At 72.0% G+C, this 17314-nt stretch carries 15 protein-coding genes; 4 read left to right on the top strand and 11 right to left on the bottom strand.

Annotation, left to right across the window (positions count from 1 at the left end; all coding sequences use genetic code 11):
- Window positions 1-197: 197 nt before the first annotated feature.
- From DMP23_RS10855 to DMP23_RS10820, 8 genes are all read right to left on the bottom strand, one after another.
- Entirely contained in the window at window positions 198-2117 is a 1920-nt protein-coding gene (locus DMP23_RS10855) for a peptidoglycan D,D-transpeptidase FtsI family protein (protein ID WP_134728571.1), read from the bottom strand.
- Window positions 2117-2770 (bottom strand): hypothetical protein, encoded by a 654-nt coding sequence (locus DMP23_RS10850; protein ID WP_134669154.1) that lies wholly within the window; start codon window positions 2768-2770, stop codon window positions 2117-2119. The genes DMP23_RS10855 and DMP23_RS10850 overlap by 1 nt, the downstream gene beginning before the upstream one ends.
- Window positions 2767-3723 carry a 16S rRNA (cytosine(1402)-N(4))-methyltransferase RsmH gene (rsmH, locus tag DMP23_RS10845; protein ID WP_337820950.1) on the bottom strand — a complete coding sequence of 319 codons (957 nt, stop codon included), beginning with the start codon at window positions 3721-3723 and terminating at the stop codon, window positions 2767-2769. Before rsmH ends, DMP23_RS10850 begins: the two co-directional genes overlap by 4 nt.
- Window positions 3724-3915: 192 nt before the next feature.
- Window positions 3916-4347, bottom strand: coding sequence for a division/cell wall cluster transcriptional repressor MraZ (gene mraZ / locus DMP23_RS10840; RefSeq protein WP_009080393.1), 432 nt, complete (start codon window positions 4345-4347; stop codon window positions 3916-3918).
- 649 nt (window positions 4348-4996) lie between these two features.
- Window positions 4997-5695 (bottom strand): ESX secretion-associated protein EspG, encoded by a 699-nt coding sequence (locus tag DMP23_RS10835; protein ID WP_037812452.1) that lies wholly within the window; start codon window positions 5693-5695, stop codon window positions 4997-4999.
- On the bottom strand, window positions 5692-6261 hold the full coding sequence (locus DMP23_RS10830; RefSeq protein ID WP_037812454.1) for a PPE domain-containing protein: 570 nt from the start codon (window positions 6259-6261) through the stop codon (window positions 5692-5694). The genes DMP23_RS10835 and DMP23_RS10830 overlap by 4 nt, the downstream gene beginning before the upstream one ends.
- Before the next feature lie 22 nt (window positions 6262-6283).
- A complete protein-coding gene (locus tag DMP23_RS10825) occupies window positions 6284-6826 on the bottom strand; it encodes a DUF3558 domain-containing protein (protein WP_240690919.1) in 543 nt (180 codons plus the stop codon).
- Window positions 6819-7184 carry a hypothetical protein gene (locus tag DMP23_RS10820; RefSeq protein ID WP_337820949.1) on the bottom strand — a complete coding sequence of 122 codons (366 nt, stop codon included), beginning with the start codon at window positions 7182-7184 and terminating at the stop codon, window positions 6819-6821. Before DMP23_RS10820 ends, DMP23_RS10825 begins: the two co-directional genes overlap by 8 nt.
- A 264-nt stretch (window positions 7185-7448) precedes the next feature.
- On the opposite strand from DMP23_RS10820, the gene DMP23_RS10815 reads away from it, so the two are divergent.
- The 3 genes from DMP23_RS10815 to DMP23_RS10805 all read left to right on the top strand — a co-directional run bounded on the left by DMP23_RS10815 (window position 7449) and on the right by DMP23_RS10805 (window position 12452).
- Entirely contained in the window at window positions 7449-8513 is a 1065-nt protein-coding gene (locus DMP23_RS10815) for an AAA family ATPase (protein ID WP_443111257.1), read from the top strand.
- A gap of 32 nt (window positions 8514-8545) precedes the next feature.
- Entirely contained in the window at window positions 8546-9817 is a 1272-nt protein-coding gene (locus tag DMP23_RS10810) for a DUF58 domain-containing protein (protein ID WP_337820948.1), read from the top strand.
- Between the two features lie 76 nt (window positions 9818-9893).
- Window positions 9894-12452, top strand: a complete 2559-nt coding sequence (locus DMP23_RS10805; RefSeq protein ID WP_337820947.1) for a transglutaminase family protein — start codon at window positions 9894-9896, stop codon at window positions 12450-12452.
- Window positions 12453-12949: 497 nt separating this feature from the next.
- Here the strand turns inward: DMP23_RS10805 and DMP23_RS10800 are convergent, their stop codons facing one another.
- The 3 genes from DMP23_RS10800 to DMP23_RS10790 form a co-directional block, all read right to left on the bottom strand.
- Window positions 12950-13354 carry a DUF3040 domain-containing protein gene (locus DMP23_RS10800; protein ID WP_043827044.1) on the bottom strand — a complete coding sequence of 135 codons (405 nt, stop codon included), beginning with the start codon at window positions 13352-13354 and terminating at the stop codon, window positions 12950-12952.
- A gap of 919 nt (window positions 13355-14273) precedes the next feature.
- Window positions 14274-15491 (bottom strand): DNA polymerase IV, encoded by a 1218-nt coding sequence (gene dinB, locus DMP23_RS10795; RefSeq protein ID WP_337824383.1) that lies wholly within the window; start codon window positions 15489-15491, stop codon window positions 14274-14276.
- A gap of 134 nt (window positions 15492-15625) precedes the next feature.
- On the bottom strand, window positions 15626-16351 hold the full coding sequence (locus tag DMP23_RS10790; RefSeq protein ID WP_134669146.1) for a methyltransferase domain-containing protein: 726 nt from the start codon (window positions 16349-16351) through the stop codon (window positions 15626-15628).
- A 111-nt stretch (window positions 16352-16462) separates the two neighbouring features.
- On the opposite strand from DMP23_RS10790, the gene DMP23_RS10785 reads away from it, so the two are divergent.
- A complete protein-coding gene (locus DMP23_RS10785; protein WP_037812467.1) occupies window positions 16463-17314 on the top strand; it encodes a ParA family protein in 852 nt (283 codons plus the stop codon).

The following is a 17314-nucleotide window of genomic DNA, read 5'->3' as shown; positions in this document are numbered from 1 at the left end:
GGCCCGGATCCGCCGCCTGCGGTGCGTCCGCATTCGCCGCCTGGCCGCTATGTCGGCCGCAGTGAACGCACCCGACGCGCCGTGCGGTGCACACCAGCCGCGACCGCCCGGCCCCCGCGGAAATGCGTGAAGGGCTCCTTGTGGGAATCGGATTCCCTCAAGGAGCCCTTCACGGACAACCGAAGCGGCCGGGGCGGTCAGCCGACGACGAGCGGCACCACCGGCGACGGGCCGTCGGACAGCGGAATCTGGTACCGCTGCGACAGGTACGACGCGATCGAGTGGAACAGCGGGCCCGCGGAATGCCCGGCGGGCAACGTGGTGTCCGGCGCGTCGAGCCGGATGCCGACGACGAACCGCGGGTGGTCGGCGGGCAGGATCCCGGCGAAGGTGATGTTCGCCAGGCTCGAGCTGTACGCCTTGGTGCGCGGGTCGATCTGCTGGCCGGTGCCGGTCTTGCCGGAGATCTGGTAGCCCTCCAGCCCGGCCGAGGGCGCGGTGCCCGCGTTCGGGCTCTTCGCGTTCTGCACCACCGCGCGCAGCATGTCCCGCACCGTTTTCGCGGTCTCCGGGCTGACCACGCGCTCGGTCTTCGGCGGCGCTTCCGGCGTGACCGTGCCGTCCGGGTTCTTCTTCGCCTTCACGATCCGCGGCTCGACGCGCAGGCCGTCGTTCGCGATCGCCTGGTACATCCCGGCCATCTGCACGACGGTCATCGAAAGGCCCTGCCCGATCGGCAGGTTGCCGAACGTGGACGCCGACCAGTCCTTGCGCGGCGGCACGTAACCGGAGCTCTCGCCGGGAAGGCCGATGCCGGTCTTCTGCCCGATGCCGAACTTCTTCAGCAGCGCGAGGTACCGGTCCGGGCCGACCTGCTGCGCGAGTTCCAGCGTGCCGACGTTGGAGGATTTCGCGAACACGCCGGTGGTGGTGAACGTCTGCGTGCCGTGCACCCACGCGTCGTGGACGGTCCGGTCGGCGACCTTGATCGAGCCCGGCACCTCCAGCGTCGAGGTGGGCGTGGCGATCTTGTCGTCGATCGCCGCGGTCGCGGTGACCACCTTGTTCACCGAACCGGGCTCGTACGGCGTGGTGACCGGGCGGTTGTTGAGCAGGTCGTCCTTGATCGTGGACGGGTCGTTCGGGTTGAACGTGCTCGCGTCGGCCAGCGCGTACACCTCGGACGTCTTCGCGTCCATGATGACCGCCTGGCCGCCCTTGGCGTTCGCCTTCGCGACGTAGTCGGCCAGCTGGCGCTGCAGTTCGAACTGCAGGTCGGAATCTATGGTCAGCTCCAGATCGGAGCCCGGGACGGCGGCGGTGAGCACGTGCTCGGTGCCCGGCAGGTACAGGTTGTCGTTGCCGTTCTGGGTGTTCACGATCTCGCGGCCGGGCGTGCCCGCCAGGTCCGCGTCGCGCGATTTCTCCAGCCCGATCACGCCGTGCAGGTTGTGCTTCGACACGTCGGGGTCGTCCATCCGCCAGTTCGCCAGGCCGACGATGTTCGACGCGAGGTTGTCGCCCGGGTATTCGCGTTTGGCGCGCTTCTCCACGCTGATCCACGCGTACTTCTTGACGATCTGGTCGGCCACCGAAGGCTCGACGTTGTCGACGAGGTAGGTAAAGGACTGCTGTTTGTGCAGCAGTGCCAGCTGTTCGGCCTCCGTCGTCAGGTGCGGGACTTTCTGCGCGATCAGCTTCGCCGCGCCGGCCACCTCGGTTTCGAAGGTGCGGCCCTTGTCCGGGTACTTCTTCGCGTACTCGTCCATCGTCTTGTGCAGCGCGCGCAGGTTCACCGACAGCGTGCGGGTTTCCACGCTGAACGCCAGTTTCGCCCCGTTGCGGTCCACAATGGACCCGCGCTGCGCCGGGATGTCGATGGTGAGCGTGCGCTGCCGTTCGGCCGCCGCGGACAGCGCGGGGGCCTCGAACCACTGCACCTGCACCAGTTTCGCGCCCGCCACCACCATCAGCACGACGAGCATGATGCGCACCGCGGAGAACCGGCTGCGCTGTCCGCCGTTGCCCCGTTTCGCGACCGCGCGGCGGGTGCCCGCGGCGTAGGTCCGCCGCGCGCTGCCCGCCGCCCGGGAACGGCTGTTGCCGCCTGCCGCCATCACTGCCCTCCTGCGGTCCCCGCGGGCGTGCCCGACAGGTCGCCTTCGATGCCGCCCTCCGGCGGAGCGGCCGGCTGCGCCGGGGGCGCGGCCGTGTCCTGCTCGTCCGGCTGGGCCTTCTTCGGTTCGCCGACGACGGTCGTTTTGCCGTCCTTGCCGACGACGATGCGCGCCGGGTCGCCGCCGGGCACCATGCCCAACTGCTTGGCCGCGGGCGCGAGAGACGCCGGGGACTGGGCCTTCGCGACCTCGCGCTCCAGCCGGTCCTTCGTCTCCATCAGCGAAGCGCTGTCCGTGCGCAGCTTTTCGAGCCGGTACGAATCGGCGATCGCCTGCGTGGTGAACCACAGCGTCGCGGCGACCCCGACCGCCAGCAGCCCCATCATCACGAGCACGAACGACGCGCGCGAGCGCGGCCAGCGCAGCTGGAACCGCGTGCGCACGGTCTTCGTTTCGACCCGTTCCGGTTCCGCGACCGGCTTTTTCGGCGCACGCTGGCGCAGCAGGTCGGCCCGCTGCGCCCGCCGGGCGTACGCGCGCTCGGCCGCCGTCGTGCGCCGCCGCGCCGGAGCGTCGGTCTCGGCGACGGTGTTCCGCGGTGCCCGCTCCGCAGCGGTCGACGACGAGCGGCGGGACTTCGTAGGTGCGGTCATCGCGGCTCTCCGATCCGTTGTGCTGCACGCAGCCGTACCGAGGCGGCCCGCGGGTTGTGCTCGATCTCGCTCTCGCCGGCCTTCTCCGCTCCCCGCGTGAGGAGCTTCAGTTCCGGCCCGTGCCCGGGCAGTTCGACCGGAAGCCCTTCCGGCGTCCGGGATTTCGCCAGTTCCGCGAGCGCCTGCTTGACCAGCCGGTCCTCGAGGGACTGATAGGACTCGACGACGATCCGGCCGTCCATCGCCAGCGTGCCCAGCGCCGCGGGCATCGCCCGGCGCAGCACTTCCAGCTCGCCGTTGACCTCGATCCGCAGCGCCTGGAACGTGCGCTTCGCCGGATGCCCGCCGGTGCGCCTGCTCGCCGCGGGCACCGCGGAGTAGAGCAGTTCGACCAGCCTTCCGCTGCGGGTGAACGGTTCCTTCTCCCGTTCCGCCACCACGGCGCGGACGATCCGCTGCGCGAACCGTTCCTCGCCGTAGTCGCGCAGGATCCGGATCAGCTCGCCGGGCGCGTAGGTGTTGAGCACGTCGGCCGCGGTGAACCCGGTGGTCGGGTCCATCCGCATGTCGAGCGGCGCGTCCTGCGAGTAGGCGAACCCGCGTTCGGTGCGGTCGAGCTGCATCGACGAGACGCCGAGGTCGAACAGGATTCCGTCCACTTGGGACAGTCCGAGTCCGGACACCGCTTCGGGCAGTCCGTCGTAGACGGTGTGGACCAGGTCGACGCGGTCGCCGTGCCGCGCGAGCCGCTCCGCGGAGCGCTCGAGCGCGGCCGGATCGCGGTCGAGACCGATCAGCCGGAGCCGGGGGAACGCGGCGAGCAGCGCGTCGGAATGGCCGCCGAGGCCGACGGTCGCGTCGACGAGAACGGCGTCGCGATCCGCCAGCGCGGGGGCGAACAGCTCGACGATGCGGTCCAGCAGCACCGGAACGTGCTCGGCTTCGTCCGCCATGTCTTCCCCCTTTCTGCCGCGAGTGTTTCCGGGGAAGATGCGGCGGATGCCGTCAGGTCCCTGCCCGCCCGCTTGCTGACCTGGCACCGGGGAAGGTGCGCCAGGGTCAAAGAGCGGACAGAGGCCTCACGGCATCCGCGTCGAACGGCGTACCCGCGTCCCCCGACGACGCAGGTCCGCCCGGGGCGCCTCCTAGAAGACGCCCGGCAGAACTTCCTCCCGAGCCTGTGCGTAGCTGTCCTCGTGTTCGTCCAGGTAGCCCTGCCACGCCTGGGCGTCCCAGATCTCGAGCCGGGTGATCGCGCCGATCACCACGCACTCCTTGTTGAGCCCCGCATACCGGCGCAGCTCCGGCGCGATGGCGACGCGCCCTTGCCCGTCCGGACGTTGCTCGTCCGTCCCGGCGAACAGGTAGCGCTGGTAGGCCCGCACCGCCTCGTTGGTGAACGGGGCTTCGGCGACCTTCCTGGCCATCTGCTCGAACTCGGCTCGGGGGAAGACGAAGAGACAGTGGTCCTGCCCCTTGGTGACCATCAGCCCGCCTGCCAAGGCTTCGCGGAACTTCGCGGGCAGCGTGAGCCGCCCTTTGTCGTCCAGCTTCGGGGTGTGGGTGCCGAGGAACACCGGCCTCCACCTCCCTACCGGATCCGGTTGGCTCCCCACCCGGTCCCGGCTCGGGGGCTCCCTTCCGCCCCACTGGCCACCACCGTACCCCACTTTTCACCACAGTCAACGAGTCTTGCGCGCGTGCCACTCCGTCGGGTGGCGCGTTTGCGCAGGTCACGGAGGTGGGTCCAGGTGGGGGCGCGGTGGGGGGGACCGTGGCGAAGATCCCCCGCACCGGGGTCTCCCGCAACCTCGGAAGGTCTGAAACGTCCGCGTTTCGGCAGCGTGGGGACCCGTGGTGGGGACGGGTGGGGGAACCGGTGGGGGCTGGTGGGGACGCGGGTGGAGCGGGGTGGGGAGCCGCGGTGGGGCCTGGTGGGGGGCGTCGTGGGGAGTCGGCGCGAGGTCCGGCAAGTGCGCGGCGCACGGCGAGCGGGGCTTGGTGGGGGCCGCCGTGGGGGCGGGTGGGGAGCCGCGGCGAGGCCTGGCGGTGGGGCCAGCCGGGTGGGGCTCGGCGGGGAGTCCGGCGCAAGCGGCGGCCAACCGCGGTCGTGCGTGGCGATGCCGCTGAGAACCGGCATCGTCGCGCACGAGTCCGCCGCCAGCCGGTCGACCGTCCACTCGCGACACCGGCGCGGCCGCCACCGTCCACTTCAGACGCGCCGGGTCAGCGCGGCACCAGCTCCATGACCCGCTCGGCCAGCCGCGCGCTGTCGACCGGGGACACCGTCACCCACTCCTGCCCGCCGCGTCCGGGCGAGCTCACCGCCGAATACGCCCCGGCGTCCGTGTCGAACCACGTCAGCCCGCCGGTCCTGGCGAGTTTGCCCGCCCGGTCGCGGACGTGGACGGTGAACTGGCCCGCCGCGTACACCGGCCGGGACTGGATCGCCCGCAGCTCCTCCCCCTGCGCGCCGCCCGGCGGCTCCCCCGCCGCGGGCAGCCGGACGCCGTAACCGGGTCCGGCCGAGAGTTCGGGCAGCACGTCGACGATCGCCGAGGCCAGTTCGCTCTCCCCGATGCCGCGCACGCCGATCGTCCGCGCCGGCTGCACCGCCAGCACCGCGTTCCGTCCGCGAAGAGCGGCGACCGCGCGGAACGGTTCGTCGGCGGTCATGTCGGCGAGCGCCTCGCACTCCACATACCGTTCCGCGGACGCCAGCACGCGGAGGCTGTTCTCCAGCGCGGCGTCGAGACGGCCGTCGAAGAGGCCGCGGTCGCCGAGGTTCCGGTAGACCTCCGCGCGGATCGCGGAGCGGTCGGCGTCGGTCTCCCCCACGCTGCGCACCGCCAGCGGCGCGGGCGGGGCGTCGAGGCCGAGGTCGGCCCAGACGATGTCGAACGCGGACGCCGACAGGCTGATCAAGCCGGCCCCGCGCCGAGCGGCGGGACCGCGGGGAACTCGCCTTCGGGCAGGAGTCCGCGCAACGCCGTGTCACGGGTGCGCAGGACGTCGATCGCCTTCTGCCGGGCAGCTTCGGCTTCGGCGCGCCGCTCGTCCATCGCGGACGACAGCCCGGCCAGCCGCACCAGGTCCCCGCTCGCCGCGGCGGACCGGATCATCGCCGCCGGGTCGAAGTCCACCGGCGCGGGCATGTCCGCGCGCGCCCGGGCGGCGACCTCGGCCTGTCCCTGCACGGCCTCCCCGACCTTCGCCGACACCACGGAGGTTTCGGCCAGCCAGCCGGACGCCTTGCCGAGCACTTTCCGCATCGCGTCGCCGGCGTCGCCCTGCCAGGCTTCCTCGCTGCCCGCGGACAGCGCGATCAGCCCGCCGAGCGAGTCCTCGAGCCGCTGCGACAGCCCGGCCCACCGCGTGCCCGACTCGCCGGCCGCGGCCGGGTCGTTGCCGTCGACCGCCTGCGCGGCCAGCGCCGCGTGGCTGAACGCTTCGTACCGGGCCGTCGGCTCGGGGGCCGGGGTGTCGGTCACGACTTTCCTCCTCGCACGGGGTTCACGGCAGCTTCGGCTCGACCAGCCCGGCCACGTCGCCCGCCCGCGAGCAGGCGAGGTCCGAGTCGGCGAAGTTCGCGTTGTTCACGTCGACCTGCACGCTCTGCGCGCCGCCGACGTCGAGCAGCACCGCGCACGTGCCGCGGCGGCCGGACACCTGCACCGCCTGGTGCGAGCCGACCTCCTTCTTGGTGCGCTTGCCGTCGGAGAGGTCGAGGTTGGCCAGCCCGTTGGTTTCGTCGAGGGTGACGGTGACGCCGAAGGTCGAGGGGACCGTCCAGTCGCAGGCGCGCGCCTCGCCGATCGTCTTCGGCTTGCCCTGCCCGGTGAGCCCGGCCGACGACCGGTCCTGCGGCGAGAGCAGCGTGCACGGGTCGAGCTTGGCCAGCGAAGGAGCGGAGGAGGACGGCGGCGGAGCGGGCGGGCCTCCGTCGGCGGGCGCGGCGTGCGAGAGGCCGGGCATCCGGCCGCAGGAAACGAGCATCGTCAGCCCGGCGAGCGGGAGGAGAAGGAGCGCGGCGCGCGCCGCGGAACGGTCAGCCACCGGTGCAGTCCACGCCTTCGGCGGCTTCGCGGTCCTGGTCGCGGTATTTCTCGAGCGCGCCGCCGATGCGTTTCTTCAGCCCGGCGATTTCCTTCCCGAACGCGGTGAGACTGTCGACCGCCGAGCCGTCGCGGCCGAGGCCGTACTTCGCCATGAAAGCGCCGACCTCGCCGGCGTACCCGCCGCCCAGCGGCACCGACCGGCCGAGCACCGCGGCCTCGCGGACCATCTCGCCGACGACGTCCTGCAGCTCGCCCAGCTTCGCGTACGTCGCGGTCGCCAGTTCGGGCGTGACCGCGAACCGGCCGCCGGACAGTCCCGGGAGCCCGGCTTTCCGTTCCGCCTCGGCCTCGCTCATGCGCGGATGCACCTCTTCCGACGTCGAACCGTGGTCGGGCGACTTCGTTTCGGAGCATACGACAGTGCATACGGTCAGCGGGATCACCTGAAAATGCCTCATAATCACCCGTAAGAAGGAGTGCTGAGGTGGCTGGGCGTCACCATGAAACGATCTCGGGGTTCCGCCGCCCGGTTCTCCCGGGTTTGACACACTGGGGAGCACGCTGGGCAGGCGCGCATCCCCGCCGGTTCCCGCCCAGCCATTGCGCCACCAGGAGGTCGAGTGACGTCGAGAATCCAGTCCGCTTCCCCCGCCGGAGGTCACGGCAACGGGTCCGGGCAGCCGCCGTACCCGGCGGTCGAGTCCCCGGACGGGCTGGCAGCGGTCCCGGCGGCCGGGCTCGGCGAACTGCACGACGCCGCGCGCCGGATCGCCGCGAACGTGGAACGCGTCCTCGTCGGCAAGCCGGACGTCATCCGGATCGCGCTGGTGACCCTCCTGGCCGAGGGTCACCTGCTCGTCGAGGACGTGCCGGGCGTCGGCAAGACCTCGCTCGCGAAGGCGCTCGCGCGCTCGATCGACTGCACCGTCAGCCGCGTGCAGTTCACGCCCGACCTGCTGCCCAGCGACGTCACCGGCGTCTCCATCTACAACCGGCAGACCGGCGAGTTCGAGTTCCGGCCCGGCCCGGTGTTCGCGAACATCGTGGTCGGCGACGAGATCAACCGGGCCTCGCCGAAGACGCAGTCCGCGCTGCTGGAGTGCATGGAGGAGCACCAGGTCACGGTCGACACGAGCACCTACCGGCTCGGCGCGCCGTTCATGGTCATCGCGACGCAGAACCCGATCGAGATGGAGGGCACCTACGCGCTGCCCGAGGCCCAGCGCGACCGGTTCACCGCGCGGGTGTCCATCGGCTACCCCGACCAGCAGGCCGAACTGGCCATGGTCGACGAGCACTCCGGGCACAACCCGCTCGCGGACCTGGAGCCGGTGTCCGACGGCGAGACGATGCTGCGGCTGATCGAGACCGTCCGCGGCGTGCACATCGCGCCGGAGGTCCGCCGGTACGCCGTCGACGTCGTGTCGGCGACCCGGCAGGTGCCGGAGATCCGGCTCGGCGCCTCGCCGCGGGCGACGCTGCACCTGGTCCGGGCCGCACGCGCGCAGGCCGCGCTGTCCGGGCGCGACTACGTGGTGCCCGACGACCTGCACACGGTCGCCGTGCCCGTGCTGGCGCACCGGCTGGTGCTCACCACCGAGGCGCACGCCGCCCGCCGTTCGGCGACCGACGTGGTCCGCGCGGTGCTGCACCGCCTCCCCGTCCCCCAGGGCTCGGCCCGCTGAGGCGCGTCCCGCTACCCGAGTAGGGAATCCGCATGCTGCGCGCGCTTTCCGGCCTCACCACCCGAGGCCGCTGCCTCCTCGCCGCCGGGATCGCGGCCGCGGTGTGCTCGCTGGTGCTCAACGAACGCGACCTGCTGCGGGTCGCGGTGTTCGTCGTCGCCCTGCCGCTGCTGGTCGCCGCCTACATTTCGGCGACCCGGCTGCGGCTCGGCGCCGCGCGCTCCCTGCGCCCGGACCGGGTCGCGGCGGGCGCGACCGGCGAGGTCGACCTGGAGCTGTGGCGCAGCGGACGGCTACCCGGCGGCGAGGCGCTGCTGGAGGACGGCGTGCCGTACGCGCTGGGCGCCCGCCCGCGGTTCGTGGTCGAACGGCTGCCGCACGACCGGCGGGTGCTGCTGCGGTATCCGCTGCGCCCGGCCATGCGCGGGATCCAGCAGGTGGGCCCGTTGCGCGCGACGATCACCGACCCGTTCGGGCTGTGCGAATTCGAACGCGAGCTGATCGGTCATTCGCGGCTGGTCGTCGTGCCGCGCGCGGTGTCGTTGTGGGGGCTGCCCGGCGGAGCCGGGGCCGGCGCGGGCGACGACGGAAGCGTCCGGCTGCATTCCGGGCAGGGCGAGCCGGACGTGATCGTGCGGCACTACCGCACCGGCGACGACATGCGGAAGGTCCACTGGCGGTCGACCGCGCGGCGCGACGAGATCATGGTCCGCATCGAGGAACGCCCTTGGCGCGGCGGCACGACAGTATTGCTGGACCACCGCGCCGCGGCGCACCACGGGAGCGGGCCCGCGGCGAGCCTGGAGTGGGCGGTCTCGTTCGCCGCTTCGGTGTCGCTGCATCTGCGGCGGACAGGCCACCGGGTCCGGCTGGTGACCGAACACGGCATCTCGCTCGCCGACTCTCCCGCCGACGGCGGCGAGGGCTACGACAACCTGGTGCTCGACGCGCTGGCCGCGCTCCAGCCCGCGCACCAGCGAGACGTGACGCTCGGCCACGACCCGGCCGAGGGACAGGAACTGATCGCGATCCTGGGCACGGTGAGCGCGGAATCGGTGCACGAGCTGACGCGGTACCGGGCGCGCGGAGTCCGCAGTCTCGCCGTCCTTCTGGATACTCCGGCCTGGGCGGGTTCGGCCTCGCCGGACCACCTCGCCGCGGCGACCGAGGAGTCGGCGGAGCTGCTGCGCGGAGCTGGCTGGGGCGTCGTGGTGGCCGGTCCGCGGACGCCGATGCCCGAGGTGTGGGGGCTGCTGTGCCGTGCGGGGACCCACCGGTCGACGGTGATCGGCGGGACGCGATGAAACTGACGAAGACCGTCGTGCGCGGCAATGCCGGTTCTCACCGGCTTCGCCACGCACGAGCACGCAGGGGGATCCGATGACCACCACCGCTCCCCGCCCGTCCAGCGCGCCGCCGATCCCGCACACCCCGACCCCGCAGCCCACCGATCCGCCGCCCGCGTGGCGGAGCAGCGTGCTGCCGCCGATCGCGGCCGGGCTCGCGACGCTGTGCGCGTCCACGTCGCTGACCAGCGTCGTCTCCGGCTGGGCGTGGTTCGGGTACATTTTCGTCGCCGTCGTGCTGGTCGCGGGCACCGGGCTGGCGCTCCGTTCGCTGCGCGCGCCGACCGTCGTCGCCGGGTTCGGGCAGCTGTTCGTGCTGCTGTTCCTCATCACCGGGGCGTTCACGACCCAGGGCGTGCTCACGATTTTCCCCGGCCCCACCGCCTTCGGCGAACTGCAGGCCACGCTCACCGCGGCGGCTGAGCAGATCCGGACCGGCCTCCCGCCGGTCGACAGCACCCAGCCGATCCTGTGCCTCGTCACGATCGCGATCGGCCTGGTCGCGGTGCTGGTCGACACGCTCGCCGTCGCCGCGGCGGCACCCGCGGCGACCGGGCTCGTGCTGCTCTGTGTGTACGCGGTGCCCGCGGCGCTGTCGGACGACTTGATGCCGTGGTGGACGTTCGTGCTCGGCGCCGGTGCCTTCGCGTGTCTGCTCGCGCTTGACGGAAACCACCGGCACCGCCGCTGGCGCAACCGTGACGCGCCCGGCTCCGGCGGCATGCTGCGGCTCGCGCAGGCCCCGGTGGCCGTGGTCAGTTCGGCGATCGTGCTCGGCCTGCTGGGCGGCGGGATCACCATGGTCGGGACGGTCGGCAAGATCCCGTTCGGTTCCGGCCCGGGCGGCGACGGGGACGGGACCGGCGGCTTCGGCATCGCGCCGTTCACGCAGCTGCGCGGACTGCTCGACCAGGGCCAGAACACCGAACTGTTCCAGGTCCGCGGCCTCGGCCCGGATCGGCGGCTGATGCGCGCGTTCACCTTGGACACCTACACGCCGAACAAGGGCTGGGGCCTGCGCGCCGGCGGCCAGGCGCAGACCGGCGTGCTCGCGAACAGCACGCTGCCCGCCGCGCCCGGCGACGACGGCACCGGCGTGTCTCGGCAGATCCAGATCCAGCCGACGCGCTGGGTCGACAACTGGCTGCCGGTCTACGGCGCCCCGCGCGCGCTCCGGGGCGTGCCGCCGCAGTGGCTGTACGACCGGGTCAGCGGCTCGGTGTTCACCACGACGAGCGAACCCGCCCCGGCGTACGTGGAAACCGCGTCGCTGAAGGAGCCGACCGCCGCCGAATTGCGCGACGCCGCCCCGAAATCCGACGAGGTCCCCGCGCTGTACACGCGGATCGGCCAGGTCGACCCGCGCGTCACGGCGCTGACCGACCAGCTCACCGCGGGCAAGTCGAACAACTTCGACCGGGCGACCGCGCTGTGGCAGTACTTCAGCGCGCAGAACGGTTTCGTGTACGACACGAAGACCGCGGACGCCACCGACGCCGACGCGCTCGCCGACTTCATCCTCAAGGGAAAACGGGGCTACTGCGAGCAATACGCGTCGGCGATGGCGGTGATGCTGCGGGTCGCGCACATCCCCGCGCGCGTCGCGATCGGCTTCACTCCCGGCGTTTCCAAGGGCGACTACCAGTCGATCAGCTCGCAGGACGCGCACGCGTGGGTCGAGGCGTACTTCGGCGACAAGGGCTGGGTCAGCTTCGACCCGACCCCGCTCGCCGACGGCCGCGGCATCGTCCCGCCGTATCTCCAGCAGAACACCCAGAACCCGCAACAGCCCAACGCGACCGACGACCTCCCGACGGCCCCGCGCTCCGCCTCCCCGTCGACCGGCGCGTCGGCCGACAAGACCCACGACCAGGCCGCACCCGCCACCCCCGCCGACACGACCCCGGACGACAGCTGGATGACCTGGCTGGCGCTCGCCCTCGCGGTTCTGGGCGCCGCCGCCGTGGCCACGTCGTACTTCCTGCGCCGCCGCCCGCGTCCCGGCATGGCCCCGTCCGGCGTCCCGCCGGGCGCCACGCCGGACGGGAACGTGCTGGTCAGAAACCCGGTCGCCGCCCCGACCCCGTTGCACCTGGCCGCGTTGTGGCTGCCGCTGACCGGAGCGGTCCTGCTGGTCGCCGCGATCGGCCTGCTGGCCGGCACGGTGTCATGGTGGTTCGCCGCGGTGGTGGTCCTGATCCTCGCCGCGACCGGCGGCCCCGCTGCGCTGCGCGACCTGACGCGCCGCCGTCACCTCCAGACGATCGCCACGCACTCCTCCGGTGCCGCCGACGCGGCTTGGCGCGAGCTGAAGGCCGAGTGCGCGGACAGAGACCTGCCGATCTCCGACAGCGACACGGTTCGCGTGGCGGGCGGGAAGATCGCCGAACGCCACCGTTTGGACGACTCAGGCCGGGAGGCTTTGCGCACTGTGCTGGGCGCGGTGGAACGCAGCTGGTACAGCGACGAGGCGACTCCGGATGCGACGCTGGAGCCCGCCTTTGGGCAGCTGCGGGAAAGCCTGCGCCGGACGGCCCCGCTGTCGATGCGGGGGCGGTTGTTCCCTCGATCGGTCATTCGCCGACGACGGTGAGCTTCACGGGGGTCGCGTTGGCTGGGGTGTGAAGCCTGAGCCAGCGCGGCCTGGTCTTGCCTAAGCGGCGCGCGCAGATCGCGGTGGTGCATTTGCTGGGTGCGGTGGGACGAGCCAAACCATCCGGATGCGTTCCGCCGCGGCAAATCCCAGACTGCTGTCCCGCCTCAGCCTTTGCACTGCCGCGCCCTCGCCGCTCTCGGGGGCCGTTTTCCCCGAACTCCGCGCGGCCTGCTGGCTCTGATCGACCTCGGCGAATCCGCTCACCCCGGCACGCTGCGACACCTCGCCCGATCCGGTGCCGTATTCGGCCGCACCGCATGCCCCGGGGCGCGACGCAACTCCTCGTCGCGCATCCCGACCGGGCTCATGCGAGTCAGACTTGCCGCGCCCCACGCGGGGTCGAGAACCGGTGTCCCGCTAGCCGGTGCAGTCCGTGCCCGCGCACGAGAAACCGCGCTCCGCCCCGAGGGGAGAAGCGCGGATTCGCCGTCGTGCTATTGGCCTTCGAAGCGCTGGCGGAAACGTTCCTCCATGCGCTGCGTGAAGGAGCTCTTGCGGCCGGATTGCTTCCCCCCGCCGCCTCCGTCGTCATGGCTGTTCTTGCCGCCGCTGTCGCTGTGGCGCAGCGATGTCACGGCCATCATGACCCCGAAGAACATCACGAGGAACCCGAGCACGCTGACCACCGGCACGTCGGCGACCCGCAATACCGGGATCACCACACCGAGCACCAGCAGCGCAACGCCCACCACGAACAGGGCGATCCCCTGGATGCGCCGACGGCGCGCGGGTCGGCGCAACCGGGTGCCGCGCACCGTGGATGCGAACTTGGGGTCCTCGGCATAGAGCTCGCGCTCGATCTGGTCGAGCAGCCGCTGCTCATGCTCGGAGAGTGGCATCTTTCCTCCTCCGGCACAGCTGTCGCGGGCGCCGGGCCGCGCAACGTCCTGGACCCAACAGCCAACCCCAGGCGGGGTGGCACTGTCCAGGATACGAGCCCCGCGCTCGTCCGACTACCCGATCCCCGATCCGGAAATGATCGAATCGGGGGAAATCCCGCACAACGCGGGTTGACAGTGCGTCACCGCGACGGAAGTCACCCCCATCGGCGCAGTCCAGGGCCCTGCGCCGCCCCGTCGGCCTCCCCCGGGCGGGGTCCCTCGTCACGGAGAGAAACCGTCTCCGCGCCGACCACCCGCCCTGCCGACGCCCCCGCCGGGCCGATCTTCCGCCGATCGGTACCGTCCGCGATTCATTCACCCGGAGGTATCCGGGATCGGCAATTCCTCACCGCTCGAACGGCCCGGCTCCCGCTAACTCAGCGCGACCGACGAACCCTGTTCCGGGCCTTGGTCGATCGCCTCGAACCGGGCATCGATTGTCGATTGGGCGGTCATTCCGGTGAATCGCCCACGAATCCGTCGAGGCGGATGAATCCGGCTAGGCGGCCCGGCCGGACAGAGAAGCCTGCGCCCGGACGCGTGCGGGCGTGCCCGCCGCTGCCGTCCGAACGTCTGCGGTGCCAGAACGGCGACGGCCACACGCCCAGCAGGCCTGGGCTTCCCAGCGGTGCCGAGACCTCCCAGCGCGCGATCAGCTCCCGGCCCCGAAGGCGGTCTTGCCCGGGACACCGTGCCAGGCAGCGGGGGCGGGATTTCGAGGAAGGCGCGGACGGATGCTGTGCGGGCGAGCGGAAACGGGTCCCGCAGCATCGCTGCAGGGCATTGACGGGCGAAGAAGCAAGCCTCGGGGTTTCCATCCGAACAGGCCAGCCAGGGCCCGCTCTCCACCTCAGCCTCACTCCTGCACGCCCCGCCCTCAATCCTCCCGGGGAGAAAGCAGCGAAGCAGGCCGGATAGCCGCCGAGCCGAACTTCAGTCTTGCGACGTCCGCCGCTACCTCCGCGTCGCGCCATCGAGGTTCGTCGTTCGCGAACGACAGTTGCTCGCCTCCGTCGCCGGTGTCCAGGCCTTCCACTCGCACTCCGATCAGCCGGACCGCTCCCGTCGGTGCGTGTTCGGTCAGCAGCTCGACTGCCGTGCGGTGGATGTCGCGGGCCACGTCCGTCGGGGAGAGCACGGTGCGCGCTCGGGTGATCGTGCGGAAATCGGCGAACCGCACCTTGATCGAGACCGTCCTCCCGCGCAGCGCACGCGATCGGAGCGTCGCCCCGACTCGTTCGGACAGGCGCAGCAACTCCAGGCTCAGCTCGCCGCGGTTCAGGACGTCGACATCGAAGGTGTGCTCGGCTCCGATCGACTTCTCCGCCGACTCCGGTTCCACCGCCCGGTCGTCGTGGCCGTTCGCCAACGCCCACAGGTGATCTCCGACCGCTCGGCCCGCCGCGCGCCGCAGCCGGGCGAGCGGGGTGGCGGCGATGTCCGCGATCGTGTGCCAGCCGTGCTGGCGCAGCTGTTCCTCCGTCCGCTTGCCGACGCCCCACAGCGCCGACACCGGCAGCGGGTGCAGGAACTCCAGCGTCTCGGCCGCAGGGACGATCACCATCCCGTCCGGTTTGGCCATCCCCGACGCCAGTTTCGCCACGAATTTGACCTTCGCGACCCCGACCGAGCACGTGATCCCGTGCTCGGCCTCCACCCGTTCCCGAATCCGCGCTCCCAGCGCACCCGGAGTGGTCCCGAGCCGCCGCAGTGCGCCTCCTACGTCCAGGAACGCCTCGTCCAGGCTCAGCGGCTCCACCAGCGGCGTCAGCTGCCGGAAAATTCCCATGACGCCGCGCGACACCTCGCCGTACAGCCCGGGCGTCGGCTGGATGCAGACCAGCTGCGGGCACAGCCGTTTGGCGGTGGCGAACGGCATGGCCGAGCGCACGCCGAAGCGCCGCGCCGGGTAGCTCGCCGCGGCGACGACCGAGCGCGGGCCGCCGCCGGACACGACGACCGGCTGGTCCGCCAGCTCCGGCCGGGTGCGCAGTTCGCACGACACGAAGAAGGCGTCCATGTCCACGTGCAGAATCGAGCAGCCGGTGTCGTCCGGCAGCTCGGTCGCGCCCGTGGTGACGCGGTAGCGGGCCATCCCGCTCGGCAGTTCGGCGTTTCTCCCCACGCCTCCGGACGCTACCTTCCGCCACCGACAATTCCCGGCGCGCGAGCACCGGCGACCACGCTTACGGGTGGTCCGGGACGGCTACCGCGGCAGAGCGGAGCGGATCAGCCCCGCCGGGCGATGGCGTGCAAGCGGCCCGCGACGTCGCGCAGCGCGGGCACCGCCGAGGCGCTCAGCTCGAATTCGGCCAGCTCGTCCTCGCGGACCCCGCCCGGCACGACGTCCGAGATCACCCGGTCGCCCTGCAGCAGCGTGACCTCAAGGCCGGCCGCCACGAGCGAATCGGTCAGCCCGGCGCTGTCGTACCTGCGCAGTACGGTGTCCCCCGCGACGATGCCGTCCGGGCCTTCCATCAGCTGCTGCGCCTCGGAGATCCGCCCGGCCAGCGCGCGATGCAGCACGGCCGCGTTGCGGTTGGCCACCAGCACCGACACGGCGCCGCCCGGCGACACGGCCGCGGCGAGCGCGTCGAGCACGGCGCGCGGGTCGTCCACGACCTCCAGCAGGCCGTGCGCCAGCACCAGGTCCGCCGATCCGGCCTCGACGTGCGCGGCGAGTGCGTCGGAGTCGTCCGCGATCACCGTGATCCGGCCGGAGACGCCCTCCTCCTCGGCGCGGCGGCGCAGCGTCGCGAGCGCGTTCGGGTTCGGTTCGACCACGGTGACCAGGCATCCGGCCGAGGCGAACGGCACCGCCCAGCCGCCGCTCCCGCCGCCGACGTCGACGACGACCGGCTGCTCCACGCCGCGGGCGCGGGCGGCCCGCAGTTCGGCCTCGAGCGCCCGGCGAACAGCGCCCGAACCCCGGGCGGCCACGGTGTCGGTCTTCATGGCCGACAGGGTAATGGCCGCCGGTCACTTGCCGTGACCCGCGTGGCGCCGCAGCGGCGTTCGCCACCTTCCGGGCTACCGCCCCGGCGCACGGCCCGTAGGCTGTGTCGAGTGCACACGGTCGCCGTTCTCAGCCTCAAGGGTGGTGTCGGCAAAACGACGGTCGCGCTCGGTATCGCGTCGGCCGCGCTGCGTAGGGGAACCCGCACGCTCGTAGCCGACCTCGACCCGCAGGGCAACGCCACCACCTCGCTCGACCCGCCGTTCACCGACGCGACGCTCGCCGACGTGCTCGAGACGCCCGCGCGGGCCGTCCTCGAACGCGCGATCGCGCCCAGCGTCTGGAGCGAGGACATCGACGTGCTGGTCGGCGCCGAGGAGCTGGAGTCGCTCAACGAACCCGACTCCGACGGCCGCCGCCTGGAAAACCTCTCCCGCGCGCTCGACGAGCTGCACCAGCACCCGCTGCGCGAGGATCCGTACGAGCTGGCGATCATCGACTGCCCGCCGTCGCTCGGCCGGCTCACCAAATCGGCGCTCGTGGCGGCCGACAGCGCGCTCATTGTGACTGAACCCACAATGTATGCCGTCGCCGGTGCGCAGCGCGCGCTCGAGGCGATCGAACGGATCCGCGAGGACAGCAATCCGTCGCTGCGCCCGATCGGCGTGCTCGTGAACAAGCTGCGCGTGCGGTCGTACGAGCACCAGTTCCGGGTCTCGGAACTGCGCGAGAACTTCGGTTCGCTGGTGATGCCGACCGCGATCCCGGACCGGCTCGCGGTGCAGCAGGCGCAGGGCGCGTGCAGCCCGATCCACGAATGGCATTCCCCTGGCGCACAAGAGATCGCGCTGACCTTCAACATGGTCCTCGCCAAGATCCTGCGCTCCAACCGCGCCGGACGGCACCGCGTGCGCGCCGAGGAGGAAGCGGTGCAGGCGGAAGTGTCGGAAACCGCGGGCTGA

It is taken from the genome of Amycolatopsis sp. A1MSW2902 (genome assembly GCF_017312175.1).
GTDB lineage: Bacteria > Actinomycetota > Actinomycetes > Mycobacteriales > Pseudonocardiaceae > Amycolatopsis > Amycolatopsis nivea.
The sequence above is the reverse complement of the archived record's forward strand: the minus strand, read 5'-3'. Positions and strand labels throughout refer to the sequence as shown.